The sequence below is a fragment of the Curtobacterium aurantiacum genome (assembly GCF_018598555.1).
In the GTDB taxonomy this organism is placed as follows: Bacteria; Actinomycetota; Actinomycetes; order Actinomycetales; family Microbacteriaceae; genus Curtobacterium; species Curtobacterium aurantiacum.
In genome coordinates this window covers 81407-100467 of sequence record NZ_JAHEWN010000002.1, presented here as the reverse complement: position 1 = coordinate 100467, position 19061 = coordinate 81407, and the positions used below count along the sequence as shown (strand labels likewise).

At 72.1% G+C, this 19061-nt stretch carries 17 protein-coding genes and 1 pseudogene; 8 read left to right on the top strand and 10 right to left on the bottom strand.

Annotated elements, in window-relative coordinates; translation table 11 throughout:
• Nucleotides 1–200: 200 nt before the first annotated feature.
• Nucleotides 201–1301, bottom strand: a complete 1101-nt coding sequence (locus KK087_RS02420) for a LacI family DNA-binding transcriptional regulator (RefSeq protein WP_214564087.1) — start codon at nt 1299–1301, stop codon at nt 201–203.
• Between the two features lie 228 nt (nt 1302–1529).
• On the opposite strand from KK087_RS02420, the gene KK087_RS02415 reads away from it, so the two are divergent.
• Complete coding sequence (locus KK087_RS02415) at nt 1530–1679, top strand: hypothetical protein (protein WP_214529978.1); 150 nt, start codon at nt 1530–1532, stop codon at nt 1677–1679.
• A gap of 66 nt (nt 1680–1745) precedes the next feature.
• Here KK087_RS02415 and KK087_RS02410 read toward each other — a convergent pair whose 3' ends face one another.
• Complete coding sequence (locus KK087_RS02410) at nt 1746–2447, bottom strand: GntR family transcriptional regulator (protein ID WP_307858382.1); 702 nt, start codon at nt 2445–2447, stop codon at nt 1746–1748.
• Between the two features lie 80 nt (nt 2448–2527).
• Here KK087_RS02410 and KK087_RS02405 point away from each other — a divergent pair, with 80 nt between their 5' ends.
• Entirely contained in the window at nt 2528–3739 is a 1212-nt protein-coding gene (locus KK087_RS02405) for an MFS transporter (protein ID WP_214564086.1), read from the top strand.
• 18 nt (nt 3740–3757) lie between these two features.
• Here KK087_RS02405 and KK087_RS02400 read toward each other — a convergent pair whose 3' ends face one another.
• The 3 genes from KK087_RS02400 to KK087_RS02390 all read right to left on the bottom strand — a co-directional run bounded on the left by KK087_RS02400 (nt 3758) and on the right by KK087_RS02390 (nt 6200).
• Nucleotides 3758–4600 carry a formate/nitrite transporter family protein gene (locus KK087_RS02400; RefSeq protein WP_214564085.1) on the bottom strand — a complete coding sequence of 281 codons (843 nt, stop codon included), beginning with the start codon at nt 4598–4600 and terminating at the stop codon, nt 3758–3760.
• A gap of 111 nt (nt 4601–4711) precedes the next feature.
• Entirely contained in the window at nt 4712–5878 is a 1167-nt protein-coding gene (locus KK087_RS02395) for a baeRF2 domain-containing protein (protein ID WP_111224781.1), read from the bottom strand.
• A complete protein-coding gene (locus KK087_RS02390) occupies nt 5859–6200 on the bottom strand; it encodes a hypothetical protein (RefSeq protein ID WP_111224780.1) in 342 nt (113 codons plus the stop codon). The genes KK087_RS02395 and KK087_RS02390 overlap by 20 nt, the downstream gene beginning before the upstream one ends.
• 204 nt (nt 6201–6404) lie before the next feature.
• Here KK087_RS02390 and KK087_RS02385 point away from each other — a divergent pair, with 204 nt between their 5' ends.
• From KK087_RS02385 to KK087_RS02370, 4 genes and pseudogenes are all read left to right on the top strand, one after another.
• Complete coding sequence (locus KK087_RS02385; protein WP_214545097.1) at nt 6405–7763, top strand: ABC transporter substrate-binding protein; 1359 nt, start codon at nt 6405–6407, stop codon at nt 7761–7763.
• Nucleotides 7760–8710 (top strand): annotated as a pseudogene (locus KK087_RS02380) (carbohydrate ABC transporter permease); the annotation flags it as partial. The gene KK087_RS02385 and the pseudogene KK087_RS02380, both read left to right, overlap by 4 nt.
• A 236-nt stretch (nt 8711–8946) precedes the next feature.
• A complete protein-coding gene (locus KK087_RS02375) occupies nt 8947–9882 on the top strand; it encodes a carbohydrate ABC transporter permease (RefSeq protein WP_250900753.1) in 936 nt (311 codons plus the stop codon).
• Nucleotides 9879–12932 (top strand): glycoside hydrolase family 2 TIM barrel-domain containing protein, encoded by a 3054-nt coding sequence (locus KK087_RS02370; RefSeq protein ID WP_214564084.1) that lies wholly within the window; start codon nt 9879–9881, stop codon nt 12930–12932. Before KK087_RS02375 ends, KK087_RS02370 begins: the two co-directional genes overlap by 4 nt.
• A gap of 89 nt (nt 12933–13021) precedes the next feature.
• Here KK087_RS02370 and KK087_RS02365 read toward each other — a convergent pair whose 3' ends face one another.
• A complete protein-coding gene (locus tag KK087_RS02365; RefSeq protein ID WP_214564083.1) occupies nt 13022–13447 on the bottom strand; it encodes a DUF3151 domain-containing protein in 426 nt (141 codons plus the stop codon).
• A gap of 273 nt (nt 13448–13720) precedes the next feature.
• Between KK087_RS02365 and KK087_RS02360 the strand changes: the two genes are divergently transcribed.
• Complete coding sequence (locus tag KK087_RS02360; RefSeq protein WP_214564082.1) at nt 13721–15292, top strand: ABC-F family ATP-binding cassette domain-containing protein; 1572 nt, start codon at nt 13721–13723, stop codon at nt 15290–15292.
• Between the two features lie 21 nt (nt 15293–15313).
• Here KK087_RS02360 and KK087_RS02355 read toward each other — a convergent pair whose 3' ends face one another.
• The 4 genes from KK087_RS02355 to KK087_RS02340 form a co-directional block, all read right to left on the bottom strand.
• Entirely contained in the window at nt 15314–16009 is a 696-nt protein-coding gene (locus tag KK087_RS02355) for an SDR family oxidoreductase (protein WP_214564081.1), read from the bottom strand.
• Between the two features lie 10 nt (nt 16010–16019).
• Nucleotides 16020–16511, bottom strand: coding sequence for a VTT domain-containing protein (locus KK087_RS02350; protein ID WP_214545092.1), 492 nt, complete (start codon nt 16509–16511; stop codon nt 16020–16022).
• A 61-nt stretch (nt 16512–16572) separates the two neighbouring features.
• Nucleotides 16573–17604, bottom strand: a complete 1032-nt coding sequence (locus KK087_RS02345) for a YihY/virulence factor BrkB family protein (RefSeq protein WP_214564080.1) — start codon at nt 17602–17604, stop codon at nt 16573–16575.
• A 4-nt stretch (nt 17605–17608) separates the two neighbouring features.
• Nucleotides 17609–18124, bottom strand: a complete 516-nt coding sequence (locus tag KK087_RS02340) for a hypothetical protein (protein WP_214564079.1) — start codon at nt 18122–18124, stop codon at nt 17609–17611.
• A 63-nt stretch (nt 18125–18187) separates the two neighbouring features.
• Here KK087_RS02340 and KK087_RS02335 point away from each other — a divergent pair, with 63 nt between their 5' ends.
• Entirely contained in the window at nt 18188–18928 is a 741-nt protein-coding gene (locus KK087_RS02335) for an MBL fold metallo-hydrolase (RefSeq protein ID WP_214564078.1), read from the top strand.
• The last annotated feature ends 133 nt before the right edge of the window (nt 18929–19061 follow it).

Sequence of the window (19061 nt, the reverse complement as noted above, 5' to 3'; positions counted from 1 at the left end):
GCGTCGAGCGTCGCACGGTGCGGCCGTCATCATTTGGTGCGAGGTTGCCGTCCTGAGGGCGGGCGGCGCACGGTGCGAGGTGCGCCGACTGGTGCGAGGTTGCCCGCTCTGTGCACTGCTGCGGGCTCGCACGGGGCGCGGAAGGTCGCACGGAATGCGCAACGTCGCACGGTGCGGCCTCGCGACGGCACGCACGACGACTACAGCGCGGGCGGGCAACTCTCGCGCAGCAGCACCTCGACGGGCAGACGCACGGCGCGCGGCGGTCCCTCGCGACGTTCGAGCCGGTCGACGATCGCCAGCACGGCAGCACGCCCGAGCGCCCCCATCGGCTGGTGCACCGTGGTGAGCCGCGGCGACGAGAACCGACCGGCGTCGATCCCGTCGAACCCGGTCACGACGAGGTCCTCGGGCACGCGGAGCCCCCGGGCAGCGGCGGCGTCGAGCACCCCGAGCGCGGACTGGTCGTTCGAGCAGACGACGGCGCGCGGCACGTCGTCCGACAGCAGCGACACCGCGAGCTCCCGCGCCCGGGCCCGCCCGAAGTCACCGTGCACGATCCGCACCGCCGAGGCCGGCACCCCGTGGTCGGCCAGCGCCGCGCGGAACCCCGCCGAGCGCTCCATGTCGTCCGGCGAGTCGATCGGACCCGCGACGTACGCGAGGGATCGGATGCCGAGGCGTCCGATCACGTGCGACGCCAGGGTCCGCATGCCCGCGGCGTTGTCCACGCTGACGGAGTCGAACCCGTGCGAGCGCCGGTCGTCGGCGAGCACCACGACCGGGATGCGCCGGGCGACGTGCTCGAGCAGGTCGTCGGGGACGGTCTGCGCCAGCACGGCGAGGCCGTCGACGCGGCCGGCGACGTCGTTCACGATGACGTCGCGCGACGATCCCCGGCCGGCGGCGACCATGAGCGCGAGACCGCGCTGCCAGGCCTCGGTCTCGGCGCCGCGCAGGACCTCGTCGAAGTACAGGTTGGACGAGAACGGCTGCGTCACGTGGCGCCGGTCGTCGACCACGCGGACGCCACCGTCGGTGACCAGGTCCGGCCGCTCGTCGGGCACCACGTCGAACCCGGGCAGCAGCAGTCCGACGACGCCGGTGCGCTTGCCGGCGAGGGCCCGGGCGTTGCCGGACGGGACGTACCCGAGGCTCCGGATCGCCGCCTGCACGCGGTCCCGGGTGCCCTCGCGGACGGCGTCGGGGGTGCGGAGCACGCGCGAGACGGTGGCGATGGAGACGCCGGCTGCAGAGGCGACGTCGTAGACCGTGGGAGGTGCGGTGCGCTGGTCGGCCAACCCGTGCCTCCCCTTCGACGTCCGCTGGTGCCGCGCCTCGCGCTGTGCGGCCGGACCATCCTAGGCATGCCGTGTCCCGGGAGTTCTCCACACGGTGCCGGAAACGCTTGCGGGACAGCGGGGGTCGCGCGACACTGTTCCGACCTCAGTACGTCCCGTGAGGAAGCGCACCAGCGGGCCGCGTGCCCGCACCGATCAGGTTGCCCACACGCAGGGGAAGGACACGACATGTCACAGTCGACACGTTCCGGGAGCAAGCTCGCACTCCGCGCGAGCCACGACGAGGCCGAGGTGCGCGACGCGCTGCTCGAACGCACGGATTCGATCCGCACGTTCGACGACCTCGACGCGTCGCAGGAGACGACGGAGCTGCGCTAGCGGCTCGCGTCGGGCCTCCCCCGTCACGGCCAGGAGGCCCGGCGCACCTCGCACACGCCGCCAGCGTCAGCGCTCGGTCGCGCCCACGATCGTCATGCCCGCACCGCGCAGGCGTCGGCGCTCCTGGGCGATCCAGCTGAGCAGCCGGTCGTTCGTGCCGGCGACGTGCGCGGCCACGAGTTCCGCCGCTCGGTCGGCGTCGCCGTCCCGCACCGCGTCGATGATGGCGCTGTGCTCGTCCCAGGCGGCGTCGCGCGCCTCGGGAGTACGGACCTCGATCCACCGGGTGCGCTCGAGCCGCGTCAGGGCGTCGGCGATGGCGTCGGTGACGAACCGGTTGCCCCCGAGCGCGGCGAGGTCGAGGTGGAACGTCGACCCCATCCGGATCCCGGCCTGCTGGTCCGGCGTCGGCCGGAGGGCGTCGAGGTGCCCGCGGACATCGGCGAGCTGCTCGGGGGTGGCGCGCTGGACGGCCAACCGCGCAGCAGCGGGTTCGAGGATGCCGCGCAGTTCGGCGAGCGAGGCGATCTCGTCGAGGTCGATGGGCGTGACCGTCCACGAGCGCCCCTCGTGCAGGATGAGGCCCTCGCGCTCGAGCCGCGACAGTGCAGCGCGGACGGGTGTGCGTGAGGCGTGGAACCGCGCCTCGAGGCCGCGCTCGGAGATGCGCTCACCCGGTGCGATGTCGAGGGTCAGGATGGCCGCGCGCAGGTTGTCGTAGAGCTGCGCCGTCTGCGACACGGGGGCATCGTCGGTCGGGTCGGTCACGGCGGACAAGCCTAGCGGCGGGATGGCGGGAATGGTATACCGTGATGGTATACCAATCCGTTCCGTGACGAAACGATGCCATGTCGACGACCGACGCCCCGCACCGGAGCACTCCGACGACGCCGGTCACCGCCCGCGCCTGGACGATGCTCGCGCTCGGGGTCGCGGCCCAGGCGGCGGGGACGCTCGTCGTGTCCGCGCCGGCGCTCCTCATCCCCCACCTGCTCACCCGCGGCACGTCCCTGCCGGTCGCCGGGGTCCTCGCCGCCGCCCCGACCTTCGGCATGGTCCTGACGCTCATCGCCTGGGGCGCGATCACCGACCGGTTCGGCGAGCGCGTCGTCATCGCCGGCGGACTCGTGCTCACCACGCTGGCCGTGGTCGGCGCCTGGCTGGCTGCGGGTGACCCGGTGCTGCTCGGCCTCGCGTTCCTGGCCGGCGGCATGACGAGCGCCTCGACGAACGCGGCGAGCGGCCGGGTCGTGGTGGGGTGGTTCCCGAAGGAGCGCCGGGGACTCGCGATGGGGATCCGGCAGATGTCGCAGCCGCTCGGGGTGACGCTCGCGGCGGTCACGGTGCCGCAGCTCGCCGAGGGCTCCGGGATCCGCGCGGCCCTGGTCCTGCCGATCGTGCTGTGCGCGGTGCTCGCCGTCTGCTGCGCGATCGGGATCACGGACCCGCCACGCCCTGCCCGAGCTGCGGTGGCGACGACGGCGACCGCGAACCCCTACCGGTCGAGCGGGTTCCTGTGGCGGGTGCACGCGGTGTCGGTCCTGCTCGTGGTGCCGCAGTTCACGCTGTCGACGTACGGACTCGTCTGGCTCGTCGGTCTCGGCTGGTCGACGCCGGCGGCCGGGCTGCTGGTCGGCGCGGCGCAGTTCGTCGGGGCGATCGGCCGGATCCTGGTCGGTGGCTGGAGTGACCGCGCCGGGTCGCGCGTCGGTCCGCTGCGGATCGTCGCGGTCAGTGCGGCGGTGGTGATGGCGGTCCTCGCGGTCGTCGACGCGTCGCATCTCGCCGGGGCTGCGGTGTTCCTGGTGCTCGCGACGAGCGTGACGGTCGCCGACAACGGGCTGGCGTACACGTCGGTCGCCGAGGCGGCCGGACCGTTCTGGTCGGGGCGCGCGCTCGGGGCGCAGAACACCGGGCAGTTCATCGCGGCGAGCGCCGTCGCTCCGGGCATCGGGGCGCTGGTCGGTGCGCTCGGCTTCGCGGCGTCGTTCGGCATCGTGGCGGTGCTCCCGCTGCTCGCGGTCCCGCTGGTGCCCCGACGCGACCGTTCGCACGACTGACCGTTCGCGCCGCCCCCGTCAGCCCTGTTCGTGGTCGGCGCGCTCGGGATCGTCCTGGGACTCCCGTCGGCGGTCCTGCATGAGCTCCTTCGTCCGGAGCAGGCGCAGCGCCGTCACGAGCACCAGCCCACCGAGGACGTTGAACAGCAGCGTGTACCCGAACCAGCCGAGCCACTGCCCGTAGGTGATGTCCGCACCCGACTGGACCGCCCCGAAGACGAGCAGCGAGTCGAGGATCGAGTGGAAGAGCTGCAGCCCGGCGAGCAGGAAGCCTCCCGCGACGGCGGCGACGAGCTTCGCGGGGTCCGAGTCGGTGCCCTGCTGCATCCGCGTCATCAGGGTGATGGTGCTGCCGCCCAGGACCGCCAGCACGATGCTCTGCAGTCCGAACGGCGCGTCGACGTAGTGGTGCGCCGACTCCGAGAGCGTGGCGTGCCACTGCGGGAACGCCTGGACGACGAGCCACATGAACACCCATCCCCCGGCCAGGTTCGCCACGAGGGTGCCGCCCCACAGTCGCACGAGTTGCAGGACGGTCCCCTCGCGGGCGACCACGGCCGCGACCGGCATCAGGAAGTTCTCGGTGAAGAGTTCGCTGTGCGCCAGGTGCAGCGCGATGAAGCCGATGCCGAAGGCCAGCCCGGCGAGCAGGTGGCTGTCGGTCTCGGTGAGCACGGCGAGGTACGCCATCACCCCGAGACCGACCTCGAGGCCGCCGAAGAACCCCGTGACGAGGACGGCCCGGGTCGTCCGTTGCAGCCGCTCCGCGCCCTCCTCGATGGTCGCGTCGAAGGACTCCGCGAGTTCGTCCTCCACGGGTGCGTCGCTGGTGCCGAGCTCACGTCGGCGGTCGTCGGTCATGGCCGGGACGCTATACGCGGCCGTCGGGGCGGCCCGCAGGATCGCGCCGAGACGGACGGGAGGCCCGGTACCAGCTGGCACCGGGCCTCCCGTCCGTCGTCCGGTCACCGCTCAGGCGGCCGGTACCGCCGGTCCCACCGGCCACCGCAGCAACGCTGCGGCGGGCGCACCGTTCGGGAGCGACGCGGCGTTCACGAGCAGCAGCTCCGCGTCGGTGAGGGCGACCGCCCGGACGATCGCGCACACGGCCGGGACCGGTCCGATGACCGGTGCGCCCGCCGCCTGCTCGGGTGCCGTGGCGATCCACGGCACCGCTCCCAGCGCGAGCAGGGTGCGGTCGCCGATCGCGGCGGCGTCGATCGCGACGACCGAGGCCTGCGCCTGCTGCAGCGCCTCGACCACGGAGCCGATGCCGGCGACCGTCTGGTTGTCCCCGCGGCCGACGTGGGTTCGGAGCAGGTCCTCGAAGTCGTGCCGGCGGGTCGCGATGACCCGGGCGAGCGCGATGTCGACGTGCTCGACGAGCGCGGTCTCCGACGCGTCCGACGCCCGGGTGTCGACCGGGACCTCGGAGACGACGGCGCGCGCCTCGGTGGACAACTGGTCGAGCAGGAGCCCCCGTGCGCGGATGTCCCCCGCGACCACTATGAGCTTCGGCTGCAACCGCCGGAACGCCTCGTCGATGGCGGTGGCGACCTCGTTCTGGTTGTCGCGCCAGATCTCCTCGGTGTGGTGCTGCCACCGCAGGTGCGCCCAGCCGCCGCCCTGGAACTTGTGGAGCGTGTCGGTGCGTCCCTGCACGCGCTGCTCGTCGCGCTGGTCCGGCACGTCGGCGTGGCCCAGGCGGTAGGCGCGGTAGCCACCACCTTCACGGCCCACCTCGACGATCAGGAACGGCAGGTCGAGCGGCCGGTGCGCCAGGAGCGGCAGCAGGTCGGGCACGGGGTCGTGGCCGATCGAGGTCGGTGCGTGCATCGCGCCGGGCAGGACCTCGCTGAGCACGAGCTCGCCGTCGTGCACGAGCACGTACCGACTGACCGGCGCCGGCACCCCGGGCGTCTCCTCGAGCTCGGCCATCACGGTGTCGATGACGTCGGCGTCCGCACCGGCCGACCGGAGCACGTCCTCGGCCTTCCGGCGCTGCAGCGCGGCGAGGTGCTGCGGGTCCTCGCGGTCGCCCGATGCGTCCACGTACGCCCAGGTCCAGGTGCCGCCACGCTTCAGCCGCTCGGCGATGCCGGACTGCAGGTGCGGTGCCTCATTCTGCGTCAGTGCCATCGGTGCTGCCCTCCCCGGTCTCGGTGCGGTACACGGTGGCGTCGGCCCCGTCGCCCTCGCCGGAGGGCAGGGGGTCGGCCAGGTCCGCGTCGTCCTCGGGGAGGACGTTGGTGGCGTCGTCCTGCAGTTCGCCCTCGAGTTCGCCGTCGTACCCGGAGGCGGTGACCGTCTCCGGGGCGTCGGTGTCGTCGGGGACGGGCTCCGACTGTCGGAACTCCTCGACGTGCGCGTTGCTGCCGTGCCCCTGGACGATGCTCTGCGCCTCGTGCGCGAGCTGCTCGTCGAGTTCGGCGCGGTGGGTGGTGTTCCCGCGTTCGATCATCGCTTCTCCTCCCGGTCGTGCCACCGGCGGCCTTCGCCGTCCGGGGCGTCGGTGTCTGCTGGACCCACCGTCCGCGCCCGGGCCTGGGGCCGTTCCAAGGTCAGCCGGGAATGCGCAGTGTCGGTACGGTCACGAAACCACACCGCTGTTCGGTTCTGTGGTTGGGTGTGGGCAACCCCGATCAACGACGAACGGAGTGTGGCAATGGCGCCACCGGAACGACCCATCACGAGACGACACCTGTTGGGCTTCGGCCTCGGCACGGCAGCGGCGGGGCTCCTCGCCGGCTGCGCGGTCCCGGGCTCGACCAACGTGAACAAGGCGGCCCTCGTGCCCGCCGCGGCGTCGGGTGAGACCGTCCAGCTCACCTACTGGGCCTGGCTGAAGGACCTGCAGAAGGTCTGCGACGTCTGGAACAGGACGCACCCGGACATCCAGGTGACCGCGAACTGGATCCCCGGCGGCAACAGCGGCGGGTACCAGAAGATGTACTCCGCGCTCGCGGCCGGCGGCGGCCCGGACATCGGGCAGGTCGAGCTCCGGCAGATCCCCGAGTTCATGCTCGCGAACGGCCTGGTCGACCTGGCCCGGTACGGCGCGAAGGACTTCGAGTCGAAGTACGACGAGGCCGCGTGGGCGCAGGTGTCGTTCGTCGACGGCATCTACGGCATCCCGCAGGACACCGGCCCGATGGGCTTCTACTACCAGACCGCGATCCTCGAGCAGGCCGGCGGCGAACCCCCGACGACGTGGGACGAGTGGCGCGACCTGGCCGACAAGGTCCGGAGCACCGGCGGGCAGAACTACCTCGAGGTGTTCCCGGTCGCCGACGCGTCGCCGTTCGCCGCGTACGCGCAGCAGGCCGGTGCGCGCTGGTTCAAGGTGGACGGCGACGAGTGGGTCGTCGACATGACCGACGACAAGACCCTCATGGTCGCCGACTTCTTCGACGGGGTGATCGACGACGAGCTGGTCGACACGAGCGCCGGTGCCTACTCCCCCGGGTGGTACGCCGCGGCCGCGAGCGGCAAGATCGCCGCGGTCACGAGCGCGAGCTGGGGCGACGCCCTGATCGAGTCGGTGCAGGGCGGCGAGGGCAAGTGGAAGGTCGCCCCGATGCAGAAGTGGGGCGCCGACGGCTTCGGCTCGAGCGCCATCGGCGGGTCGACCGCCGCGGTCCTGGCGAACGCGAAGCACCCGAAGGAGGCGCTCGAGTTCATCACGTGGATGACCACCTCGAAGGCGGGCATCGACGCGATGATCAAGTACTGCGGCATCGGCTGGTCGCCCGCCGTCGACTACATCGGGGCACAGCGCCAGCAGCCGTCGAAGTGGTTCTCCGGGCAGAACTACAACGAAGAGGTCTTCGTGCCGGCGTCCCAGGAGCAGAACGTCGAGTGGTCGTGGTCCCCGGTGACCCAGTCGGCCTTCACGTCACTGCAGAACCAGTTCCGCCGCAAGCTCACCTCGGGCCTGAAGCTCAGTGACGCGGTGGAGCTCGCACAGCGGGAGATCGTCCAGTCCTTCAAGGACAAGGGCCTCAGCGTCAGGACGGCACGATGACCCAGCAGACCACGACCCGGCCGACGACCGGCCGGGCGACGACCACGACGCCCGCCTTCCGCACGAGCACGAAGGCCACGAGCGCGCAGAAGCGTGCCCCGTGGATCCTGCTCGCCCCGTTCCTGGCCCTGTTCCTGCTGACGTTCGTCATCCCGATCATCAGCGCCCTGTTCCAGTCGTTCACGACCGTCGACCGCGAGGGCCTGTTCGGCGAGGACGGCGTCGTCGGCCGGTTCGCCGGGTTCGACAACTACGCGATCGCCCTGCAGGACAGCGGGTTCGTCGCCTCGATCGGCCGCATGCTGCTGTTCGGCATCGTCCAGGTCCCGGTGATGATCATCGCCTGCACGATCCTCGCGCTGCTGCTCGAGTCGGCGAGCGCCCGCTGGCCGGGCTTCTTCCGGGCGATCTACTTCATGCCCTACGGCGTCCCCGGGGTCATCGCCACGATCCTGTGGTCGTTCCTGTACGTGCCCGGCCTGTCGCCGATCGTGTCGCTGCTGCAGTCGATGGGGCTGCAGCCGGACTTCCTCGGCGCGAACAGCGTGCTCTGGTCGATCGCGAACATCGTCACGTGGACCTACACCGGCTACAACATGCTCATCATCGTGGCGCAGCTGAAGTCGATCCCCGGCGAGGTCTACGAGGCCGCGAAGGTCGACGGCGCGAACGCGTTCCAGGTCGCGTGGCGGATCCAGATCCCGCTCATCGCACCGGCCCTGGTGCTCACGACGGTGTTCTCGATCATCGGCACGCTGCAGCTCTTCGCGGAGCCGCAGATCCTGTCGACCGTCGCTCCGGCGATCGACACCGAGTACACGCCGAACTACGCCGCCTACACGAACGCGTTCGCGTTCAACGAGTACGGCGTCGCGAGCGCGCAGGCGGTCATCATCGCCCTGGCCGCGTTCATCCTGTCGTTCGCGTTCCTCGCGCTGACGAACCGGCCGCCCAAGGACGAACGCGACCGGCGGAAGCGTGCACGGCGCGACGGCCGGGAGGCCCGCACCGCGCTCCGGACGCGCGCTGCGGCGGGCAGCACGGTCACCACCCAAGCCGCACCGGGCCTCTCCCCAATGGCACGGCCGGAACGTCGCTCCGCCAGCTCCGCGACGCTCCGGAACCGGCCACCGGGGGCCCAGGCCAGGTCCGGTCTGCAGAACGGAACGAAGGGGGCGGACGCATGACCAGCGAAGCCATCGAAGCGCCGGCCACGGCGAAGTCCGCCGTCCCCGTGGACACCACGTCGATCTCGGCACACCAGCGGCGCAAGCTCGACCGGTCCCCCCGGTCGCAGATCGTCGTGACGGGGATCCTCGTCATCGCGGCGCTGTACTTCCTCGTCCCGCTCTACTGGGTGATCATCGCTGCGACGAAGACCACGGGGGCGCTGTTCTCCACCCCCGGGTTCTGGTTCGGCGGTGAGTTCGCGCTCTGGAGCAACCTGCAGCAGGTGTTCACCTACGACGGCGGCATCTTCGTCCGGTGGATCGCGAACAGCGTCCTGTACTCCGGCGTCGGTGGGGTCCTGGCGACCTACTTCGCCGCGGCCGGCGGGTACGCGCTGGCGAAGTACGACTTCCGGGGGCGGCAGTTCGTGTTCGGCACGATCCTCGGCGGCGTGCTCGTGCCCGGCACCGCGACGGCGCTGCCGCTGTTCCTGCTGTTCTCGTCGATGGGCCTGACCGACACGTACTGGAGCGTGCTCATCCCGAGCCTGGTGTCCCCGTTCGGCCTGTTCCTGTGCCGCGTGTACGCCCAGGCCTCGGTGGACACGACCCTGCTCGAACAGGCACGCATCGACGGCGCCGGGGAACTGCGGATCTTCCACACCGTGGTGCTCCGGCAGATGACCCCGGCGCTCGTCACCGTGTTCCTGTTCCAGGTGGTCGGGATCTGGAACAACTTCTTCCTGCCGCTCATCATGCTGGCAGACCAGAAGCTGTACCCGATAACACTGGGTCTGAACAACTGGCGCTCGCAGGTCGACCGCCTGCCGGAGTTCTACCAGCTCACCACCGGCGGGGTGCTCGTGTCGGTCATCCCGCTCGTCATCGCCATCATCGTCCTCCAGCGCTTCTGGCGCGGAGGCCTCACGGAAGGATCGGTCAAGGGTTGACCCACTCCGCACTCTCGTCCACCGCACCCGGCTCCGACTCGCGGCTGGCACCCCGTGCCTGGCTGCACACCGACGCCCCGTCGCTGTCACTGAACGGCGACTGGCGGTTCCGGTGGTCGCCCGTCGCCTCGGTCTCCGAGGACTTCGCGACCGAGGGCGGGGAGGACGACGACCCGGCCTGGGGCGAGCTCCCGGTGCCGTCGCACTGGGTGCTGCACGGGCACGGGGCACCGAGCTACACGAACCTGCAGTACCCGTTCCCCATCGACCCGCCGCACCCGCCGGAGGAGAACCCGACCGGTGACCACCGCCGCACGTTCGAGCTGCCGTCGTCGTTCGCCGCGGCGGGCCGGGTGCTGCTGCGGTTCGACGGGGTCGAGTCGCACTTCCGGGTGTGGCTGAACGGGACGCTCGTGGGGTGGTCGACGGGCTCGCGCCTGGCGACCGAGTTCGACGTCACCGACCTGCTGCGGTCGGGGGCGAACGAGCTCGCGGTCCGGGTGCACCAGTGGTCGGCGGCGTCCTACCTGGAGGACCAGGACCAGTGGTGGCTGCCGGGCATCTTCCGCGACGTCACCCTGCTCGCCCGGCCCACGGCGCCGATCGACGACGTGTTCGTGCGCGCCGGTTGGCGAGCGGCGCTCGGCACGGCTGCCTCGGCGGGCACCGCGGCGTCGGGACGGCCGGAGACGGGGACCGGCACGATCACGTTCCCGACGCTCGACGCGGTGTTCCCGGTGCGGTTCGCGGTGCCCGACCTGGGCGTCGACGTGACCTGGGCCACGGCGGACGACGTCGCGCCGATCGAGGTCGAGGGCGTCGAGCCGTGGAGTGCCGAGCTGCCGAAGCTGTACGACGCGACGCTGTCGACGGGTTCCGCGGCGGCCGGCGCGGCCGTCGGCTCGGGCGCCTCGGGCGGTGAGACGGTGTCGCTCCGGCTCGGGTTCCGCACCGTGTCGATCGTCGGCGACCGGTTCCTGGTGAACGGCGAGCGCGTGGTGTTCCACGGCGTGAACCGGCACGAGACCCACCCCGTGCGCGGCCGGGTGTTCGACGAGGAGCACGCCCGCGCCGACATGGCGCTGATGAAGCGGAACAACGTCAACGCCATCCGCACCTCGCACTACCCGCCGCACCCCCGCGTGCTCGACCTGGCCGACGAGCTGGGGTTCTGGGTGATCCTGGAGTGCGACCTGGAGACCCACGGGTTCCTGTTCACCGACTGGGTCGGCAACCCCTCCGACGACCCGGCGTGGGCGGACGCGTACCTCGACCGCATCGCCCGGACCGTCGAGCGCGACAAGAACCACGCGTCGATCGTGATGTGGTCGCTCGGCAACGAGTCCGGCACCGGCCGGAACCTCGCGGCGATGTCGCAGTGGGTACACGACCGCGACGCCGAGCGCCCGGTGCACTACGAGGGCGACTACACGGGCGAGTACACCGACGTGTACTCGCGGATGTACCCGACGCTGCAGGAGACCGAGTCGATCGGCGGCGGCACCCCGACTCCCCTGCTCGGCTGCGGCCCGGCCGAGGCCGCACGGCAGCGGTCGAAGCCCTTCATCCACTGCGAGTACGTGCACGCGATGGGCAACGGCCCCGGGCAGATCGCCGAGTACGAGGCCCTGGTCGACCGGTACCCACGACTGCACGGCGGGTTCGTGTGGGAGTGGCGGGACCACGGCCTGCTCGCGAAGACGCCCACGGGCGAGGACTACTACGCCTACGGCGGGGACTTCGGCGAGGTCGTGCACGACGGCAACTTCGTGATGGACGGCCTGGTGCTGCCCGACGACACCCCGACCCCGGGGCTCGCCGAGTTCGCGGCCGTCGTGGCCCCGATCCGCCTGGCGGTCTCCGACACCACTGTGCTGGTCGAGAACCGGTACCACTCGGCCTCGACCGCCGGGCTCCGGCTGTGCTGGACCCTGTCGCGCAACGGCGTCGTCGAGGCATCGGGGCGCCTGTCCACGGGCATCGTCGCGGCCCGGGAGTCGGCGACGGTCCCGGTGCCCTCGGAGGTGCTCGACGCGGCCACGTCCGAACTCGCACCCGGCGACGAGCTCTGGTTCGACCTGACCGTGGAACTGGCGGGGCCGACCGCGTGGGCGGACACCGGCCACGTCGTCGCACGCACCCAGCGGCTCGTCGCGGCGCGCGCTGCGGACGCACCACGGGCCTCCCGGCAGGGGTGGGACGGCGACCGACTCGGCGAAGGCGAGTTCACCCCCCGCGGGGACCTGGTGTCCTGGAAGGGCCACGAGGTCGCGGGGCCCCGGCTGGAGCTCTGGCGTGCACCGACCGACAACGACCGCCTGGCGTCGCAGGGCGGCTACGAGACCGCGGACCCGGTGCTCACGCACGGGGTCGGCGACCCGACCGCTCCCCCGTCGGCGTCGCGCTGGCGCGACCGAGGGCTGGACCGGCTGACGCACCGGCTGGTGTCGGTGTCGCGCACCGACTCCGGTCTGGAGCAGCGTGTCCGCGTGGCGGCGGCGAACAGCGGGTGGGGCCTCGAGGTCACGCACCGCTGGACCCTGACGTCCGACGGGCTCGTGCTGCAGACCGACGCCGTGCCGTTCGGCGCCTGGGACGTCACGTGGCCGCGGATCGGGGTGCGGTTCGACCTGCCGGCGTCGCTGGCGGATGCGGACGCGACCTGGTTCGGGACCGGACCGCTGGAGTCGTACGCGGATTCCTCGCACGCTGCCCGTGTGGGCCGGTTCACCGCTCCGGTGCGGTCACTCGGGGTGGAGTACTCGCGGCCGCAGGAGACCGGGCACCGGCCCGGCCTGCGTTCGTTGTCCGTCGGGCCGTTCACCGTGTCGACGGTCGGGTCGCACCGTGCGGGGTTCACCCTGTCGCCGTGGACCTCGCAGCAGATCGACCGTGCCGAGCACCCGTACGAGCTGCCGACGTCGGACCACCTGTACCTGTACCTCGACGCCGCGCAGCACGGGCTCGGCAGCCGGGCGTGCGGGCTCGACGTGCTGCCCGAGCACCAGCTCTGGCCGCAGGCGTTCAGTTGGAGCGTGGCGCTGGGCTAGGCGGCCCCCCGCAAAACACCGGTGTTCGCACGTTGCACACCCGCATCCCACGGCGTGCAGTGCGAACACCGGTGTTTTGCGACCAGGCCCTAGGCGCCGGCGGACAGGGCGGGCAGCGCCTCGGGGTCGCTCGCGTTCAGGAAGTCGGTCAGGCGCTCGGCCTCGCCCGGCTCCTCGATCGCCTCGGCCGCACGGCGCAGGGCGAACAGCGCCCGCAGCACGCCACGGTTGGGGCCGTGCGACCACGGCACCGGCCCGACACCGCGCCAGCCGGCCTTGCGCAGGGCATCGAGCCCGCGGTGGTACCCGACACGGGCGTACGCGTAGGACTCGAGGGTCGCGCCGCGCGCCCACGCCTCGTCGGCGAGCAGCGCCCACGCCAGGCTCGACGACGGGTAGGACACCACCACGCTGGCGACGGGGGCCTCCGCCTCGAGCGCGGCGGTCACCTCCGGCTCGGCGGGCAGCAGGGTCTCGGGGTTCGACGACGGGGTCGGCAACAGGTTCTCCGGCATGCCCCCAGCCTGTCATCCCTTGCGGGTGCCCGTGTCACGGGATTACCGTGGAGGTCACCTCGTCGTCATCGCGGGGCCGCCGGGGCGGGAGACCGACCGGCGGAACGGATGGCGGACACGGGGGCCCCCGACGGAAGCAGACGGATTGCTGTCGATCACCGGTACCGCTCAGCCCACGCGCTGACACCGTGATCGCGCGCCCCGTCGGGCGCTCCACCGCACCGCGGTGGCCTCGGTGTCGTGCGCCCAGCATCGACACCGGGAGACACCCCCATGCCCACCAGTCCGTCCGTCGTCCTGCACGACGTCACCTTCGCCTGGCCCGACGGCACCGTCGCGCTCGACCACCTCACCGCCGCCTTCGGGCGTGGCCGGACCGGCCTGGTCGGGAGGAACGGGGCCGGCAAGTCCACGCTGGTCCGGCTCGCGACCGGCCGGCTCCACCCCACGTCGGGCAGCATCGCGACGTCGGGTCCCGTCGACCACCTGCCGCAGCGCATCGCGACCGGGAGGGACGACACCGTCGCCGACCTGCTCGGCGTCCGTCCCACACTCACCGCGCTCCGGGCCGTCCTGGCCGGCGACGCCACGGCAGCACAGCTCGAGGCAGTCGGCGACGACTGGGACCTGGAGGAACGGGCCGCCGCGGTGCTCGACCGGGTCGGGCTCGACGGCGCCGACCTCGACCGGCCGGTGTCGACGCTGTCCGGCGGGCAGTCGGTGCTCGTCGCCGTCGCCGGGGTTCGGTTGCGCGCCCGGCCGATCGTGTTCCTGGACGAGCCGACGAACAACCTGGACCGCCGGGCCCGCGGGTTGCTCCTCGACCTGGTCGACGACTGGCGGGGCACCCTGGTGCTCGTCAGCCACGACCGGGAACTCCTCGAGCACGTCGACGAGACCGTGGAGCTCCGCGCCGGGGCGATGACCGTGTTCGGCGGGACGTTCAGCGCGTTCGAGGAACACCTCGCCGTGCAGCAGGCCGCCGTCGAGCGCGAGGTCCGGGTCGCCGAACAGCGGCACCGCACCGAGAAGCGGCAGCGCATCGAGGCCGAGACGAAGATCACCCGGCGTGCGAAGGCCGGCGAGAAAGCGGGCCGCTCGATGCCGAAGATCCTCGCGAACGAGCAGCGGAAGAAGGCGCAGGAGACCGCCGGCCGACTGCGCGTCGGGTACGCGGGCGACGAAGCTGCCGCCCTCGCCACCAAGCGCGAGGCCGAGCTCCGTCTGCGCGACGACGAGTCGATCCACGTCACCCTGCCCGACCCGGACGTGCCGGCCTCGCGTCGGATCGCCACCGTGACCGTCCGCGGGCGTGACGTCGTCGTGCAAGGGCCGGAACGGATCGCCGTCACCGGGGACAACGGGGTCGGCAAGTCCACCCTGCTCGAGCAGCTCGTCGGTGACCCCGCCGCCCGGGAGCACCCGCTGCCCGAGACCACGGCCCTCGCCCACGTCGACCGGATCGCGTACCTGCCGCAGCGGAAGGACAGCCTGGACGACACCGTCACGGTCCTCGACAACGTGCGCCGGGACGCCCCGCACGTGCCCGTCGCCGAGGTCCGCAACCGGCTGGCGAAGTTCCTGGTGCGCGGGGACACCGTCGACCGCCCGGCCGGGGACCTGTCCGGCGGCGAGCGCTTCCGGGTGGCGCTGGCGGCCCTGGTGCTCGCCGACCCACCACCGCAGCTGCTCGTGCTCGACGAGCCGACGAACGACCTCGACCTGACGAGCGTCGACCAGCTCGTCGACGCGCTGCGGGCCTACCGGGGAGCCCTCGTCGTGGTGAGCCACGACGAGACGTTCCTGGAACGGCTCGAGCTCGACGACCGGATCGAGCTGCGGTAGCCGATGGTCACCGTCAGCGTGTCAGCGCCGTCGGGTCGGCCGGATCGCGAGTGACTCGACGGTGCCGCGCTCGGGCAGGTCGACGACGGTGCGGACCGCGGCGGCCACGTCCTCGGGCGCCAGGTAGTAGTCGGTGTCGTAGGACTCCCCGAGCTTCGCCACGAGCTGCCGCTGCATGTCCGAGTCGGTCCGGCCCGGGTGCACGCTCGACACCCGCACGCCGTTCGCCCGCTCCTCTTCACGCAGGGCGTCGGCGAAGGCCCGCAGCGCGAACTTCGACGCCGCGTACACGCCACCGCCGGGGCCGGAGTGGAACCCGGAGCCGCTGTTGATCGGCACCACGATGCCCCGCGCCGCGCGGAGTGCCGGCAGCGCCAGCCGGGTGAGGTCGGCGACCGCGAACACGTTCGTCGCGAAGACCTGCTCCCACACCGCGCGCGGGGTGTCGGCGACGGTGGTGCCCTGCTCGACGCCCGCGGAGTGCACGAGCACGTCGAGCCGCTCCGGCAGCGCGGGGACCTCGCCCGCGCCCAGGTCACCGACGAACGGCGCCGCGCTCGGCAGCTCCTGGACGAGGGCGTCCACGGCGTCGGCGGACCGACCGCCCACGAGCACGTGGTGGGTGCGGCCGAGGTCGGCGGCGATCGCGCGGCCGATGCCGCGGGTGGCTCCGGTCACCAGGGCGACCGGACGGTTCTGGAGCTGGTCTGTCGTCACGGAGGTCAGCCTACGGAAGCCGGGCCGGGCCTCCTGTGCGGTCGCGGCGACGACGCAGGACCGTCAGCGCGACGACGGCGGCGACCACGAGACCCGCGAGCGCCGCGATGCCCCACGGCGAGCCGGCGAGCGCCGCGACGACCGCCCAGAAGACGGCGAGCCCGACGGTCGCGTACAGGAAGGCCCACGCGACGCACCCCGGCACCATCGCGATCGTGTACCGCCACCAGGCGACCCGGGCGAGCCCCGCTGCGGCGTTCATCACCGTCTGCAACCCGACCACGACGAAGCTCACCGTCACGACGGGCAGGCCCCAGCGTTCGAGCAGCGCCGAACCGCGACGGACGGCCGGCGACCGCAGCCAGCCACCCCACCGCGATCGAGATGCACCCGTCACCGCGAGCCGCGCGACCCAGTACGTGGCCTGCGCACGGCAGAACACGATCACGAAGAGCGCGAGGACGAGCCACCGGAACGGGAGCCCCTCGAGGAAGGACGGCACGCTCGCACCGTAGCGCCCCGACCCGGAGAGCGCCCGTCAGCGCTGGTCGGACGCGCGACGCTCAGTCGTTGTCGACGCCCTGGCGGATGCGGATGCCCTCGAGCACGTCCTGCGCCCGCTTCTCGTCCTGCTTCTCGATCTGGCGGGTGTCGCGCTCGGGGAGCTGGATGTCCTCCTCCGCGCGGATGCCGGCCTGCAGCTCGCGACCCCGCTCGATCTCGGCGTCGAACTCGGCACCGAAGAGCAGGGCGTTGTTCGTGATCCAGATCCACAGCAGGAACACGATGACCCCACCGAGGGAGCCGTACGTGGCGTTGTAGTTGGAGAAGTTGCCGACGTAGAACCCGAAGCCGACGCTCGCGATGATCCAGATGAGGAGCGCCAGGATCGAGCCGCCGCTGACCCACGTGAACTTCGGCTGCTTGACGTTCGGTGACCAGTAGTAGAGCACCGCGACGACGATGATCGCGATGACGAGCAGGATCGGCCACTGCACGATCGACAGGACGGTGACGGCCACGTCGCCGAGGCCGATGACGTCGCCGAAGCTGCGGGCGAGCGGAGCGCTCACCAGGACCAGCAGACCGATCACGAGCAGGACGACGGTGGTCACCGTGACCCCGAGCATGATCGGACGGAGCTTCCAGATCGGACGGCCCTCGCGGACGTTGTAGATCCGGTTCATGGCACGGCCGAACGCGCCGACGTAGCCGGAGGCCGACCAGAGCGCACCGAGGATACCGACGATGAACGTGACCGGGGCGGCGGGCGAGCGGACCAGGCCGTTCACCGGCTCCTTCAGCAGGTTCGCGACGTCACCGCCCCCGACGTTGCGGATCACCTGCAGCAGGGCGTCGATGGTCTTCGCCGGATCCGACACCAGGCCGAGGATCGACACGACCGCCAGCAGCCCGGGGAACAGCGCGAGCACCGAGTAGTACGTCAGGCTCGCCGCCAGGTCGGTGCACTGGTCGCTCGTGAACTCGCGCAGCGTCTTCTTGAGCGTGTAGACGAGCGTCGGCTTCTTGAGGTCGGTGGGGTTGTCGGGCTTCCGGGAGTCGTCCGGATCCGGCTTCTGCTCTTCGTGCGCCATGTGCCTACCCTCTCGCCTTCGCGGCCTGCTTCGACCGCTTGACCGCCTGCTTGCGGTTCTTGGTCGCCCGTCGCTGGACCGCCGCGATGCCGACCTGCTGCTTCACCCGCGCCTTGTGCGCCGGGTCACGCTCGAGGGCTTCCTCGGCGGCCTTCGCCCGCGCCTTGCGGCCTTTCCGTCCACCCTGCGCCTGCTCCTTCGCCGAGGGGGCGTCGCCGCGCGCGCCGAACGGCAGCAGCGCGGTGAACGCCGAGTTCGCGGGCGGCGCGGCGAGGTGCCCGGCCGGGCGGTTCCGCAGCGCGATGCCGAGGACGATCGCCGCGACACCGGTCAGCCCGGTGATGCCCATCGCCACCAGGGGCGTGGGGTCGCGGTGCCACCGCTGCTTCGTCTTGGCGACCGCGAGCCGCGTCCGGGCGGGCAGGTCCGCACGCCGCTTCAGCTCCGTCACGGTGTCCGTGATGCCCTCGCGGGTGCGCACGTTGGCGAGTTCGAGCTCGGGCAGACTGTCCTTGGCCATTCCCCATTTCGTACACGTCCCACCCGGGACCGTGCCCAGCAGGCCGCGTCTACCGTGCCGCACATGCTCTTCCGGGACGCCGCCGAGGGGATCCACCGCCTCGAGATCGCACACACCAACACGTACCTCGTCGAGACCGGCGACCGGTTGCTCGTCGTCGACGCGGGGTTGCCCGCCGCGTGGCCGCACCTGCAGCTCGCCGTGCACGACCTGGGCTACACCCCCGACCGGGTCGAGGGGCTCCTGCTCACGCACGGGCACTTCGACCACGTCGGCACCGCCGCACGCATGCACCGCGACTGGGGCACGCCCGTGTTCGTCCACCCGGGCGATCGGCACCTCGCCGCGCACCCGTACTCGTACCGACCGCAGACGAACCGCTTCGGGTTCGTCGCGCTCCACCCGGGTGGTCTGCGCCCCCTGGGCCGGATGCTGCTCGCCGGTGCGGTCACAGTCGACGGCATTGCGGACACCGAACCGCTGGAGAACCGCGCCGACGTGCCGGGCAATCCGTGGATCATCGAGACCCCGGGGCACACCGACGGCCACGTGGCGCTGCACTTCGCCGACCGCGACGCCGTGATCGCCGGGGACGCGCTCGTCACCTTCGACCCGTACACGGGCGGGATCGGACCGCGGATCGTCGCACCTGCGGCGACCTCCGACGTCGACACGGCGGTCGCGTCGCTCGACCGGCTCACGGACACCGAGGCGAAGCACGTGCTGCCCGGCCACGGGCCGGGCTGGTCACTCGGCGTGCGGCGGGCGGTCGCGCAGGCGCGGCGGGTGGCCGGCGCCGCCTGACGCGCGACCAGCTCGCGAGTCCACGCGCGCAGCGACACCTCACGGGCGCTCCGACGCGTGGACTGTCGGTGAGCGCGAAACGTCGCCGACGCGGTGGGCGCGACCACGGCCGGACTGGAGGCGCGGTGCGGGC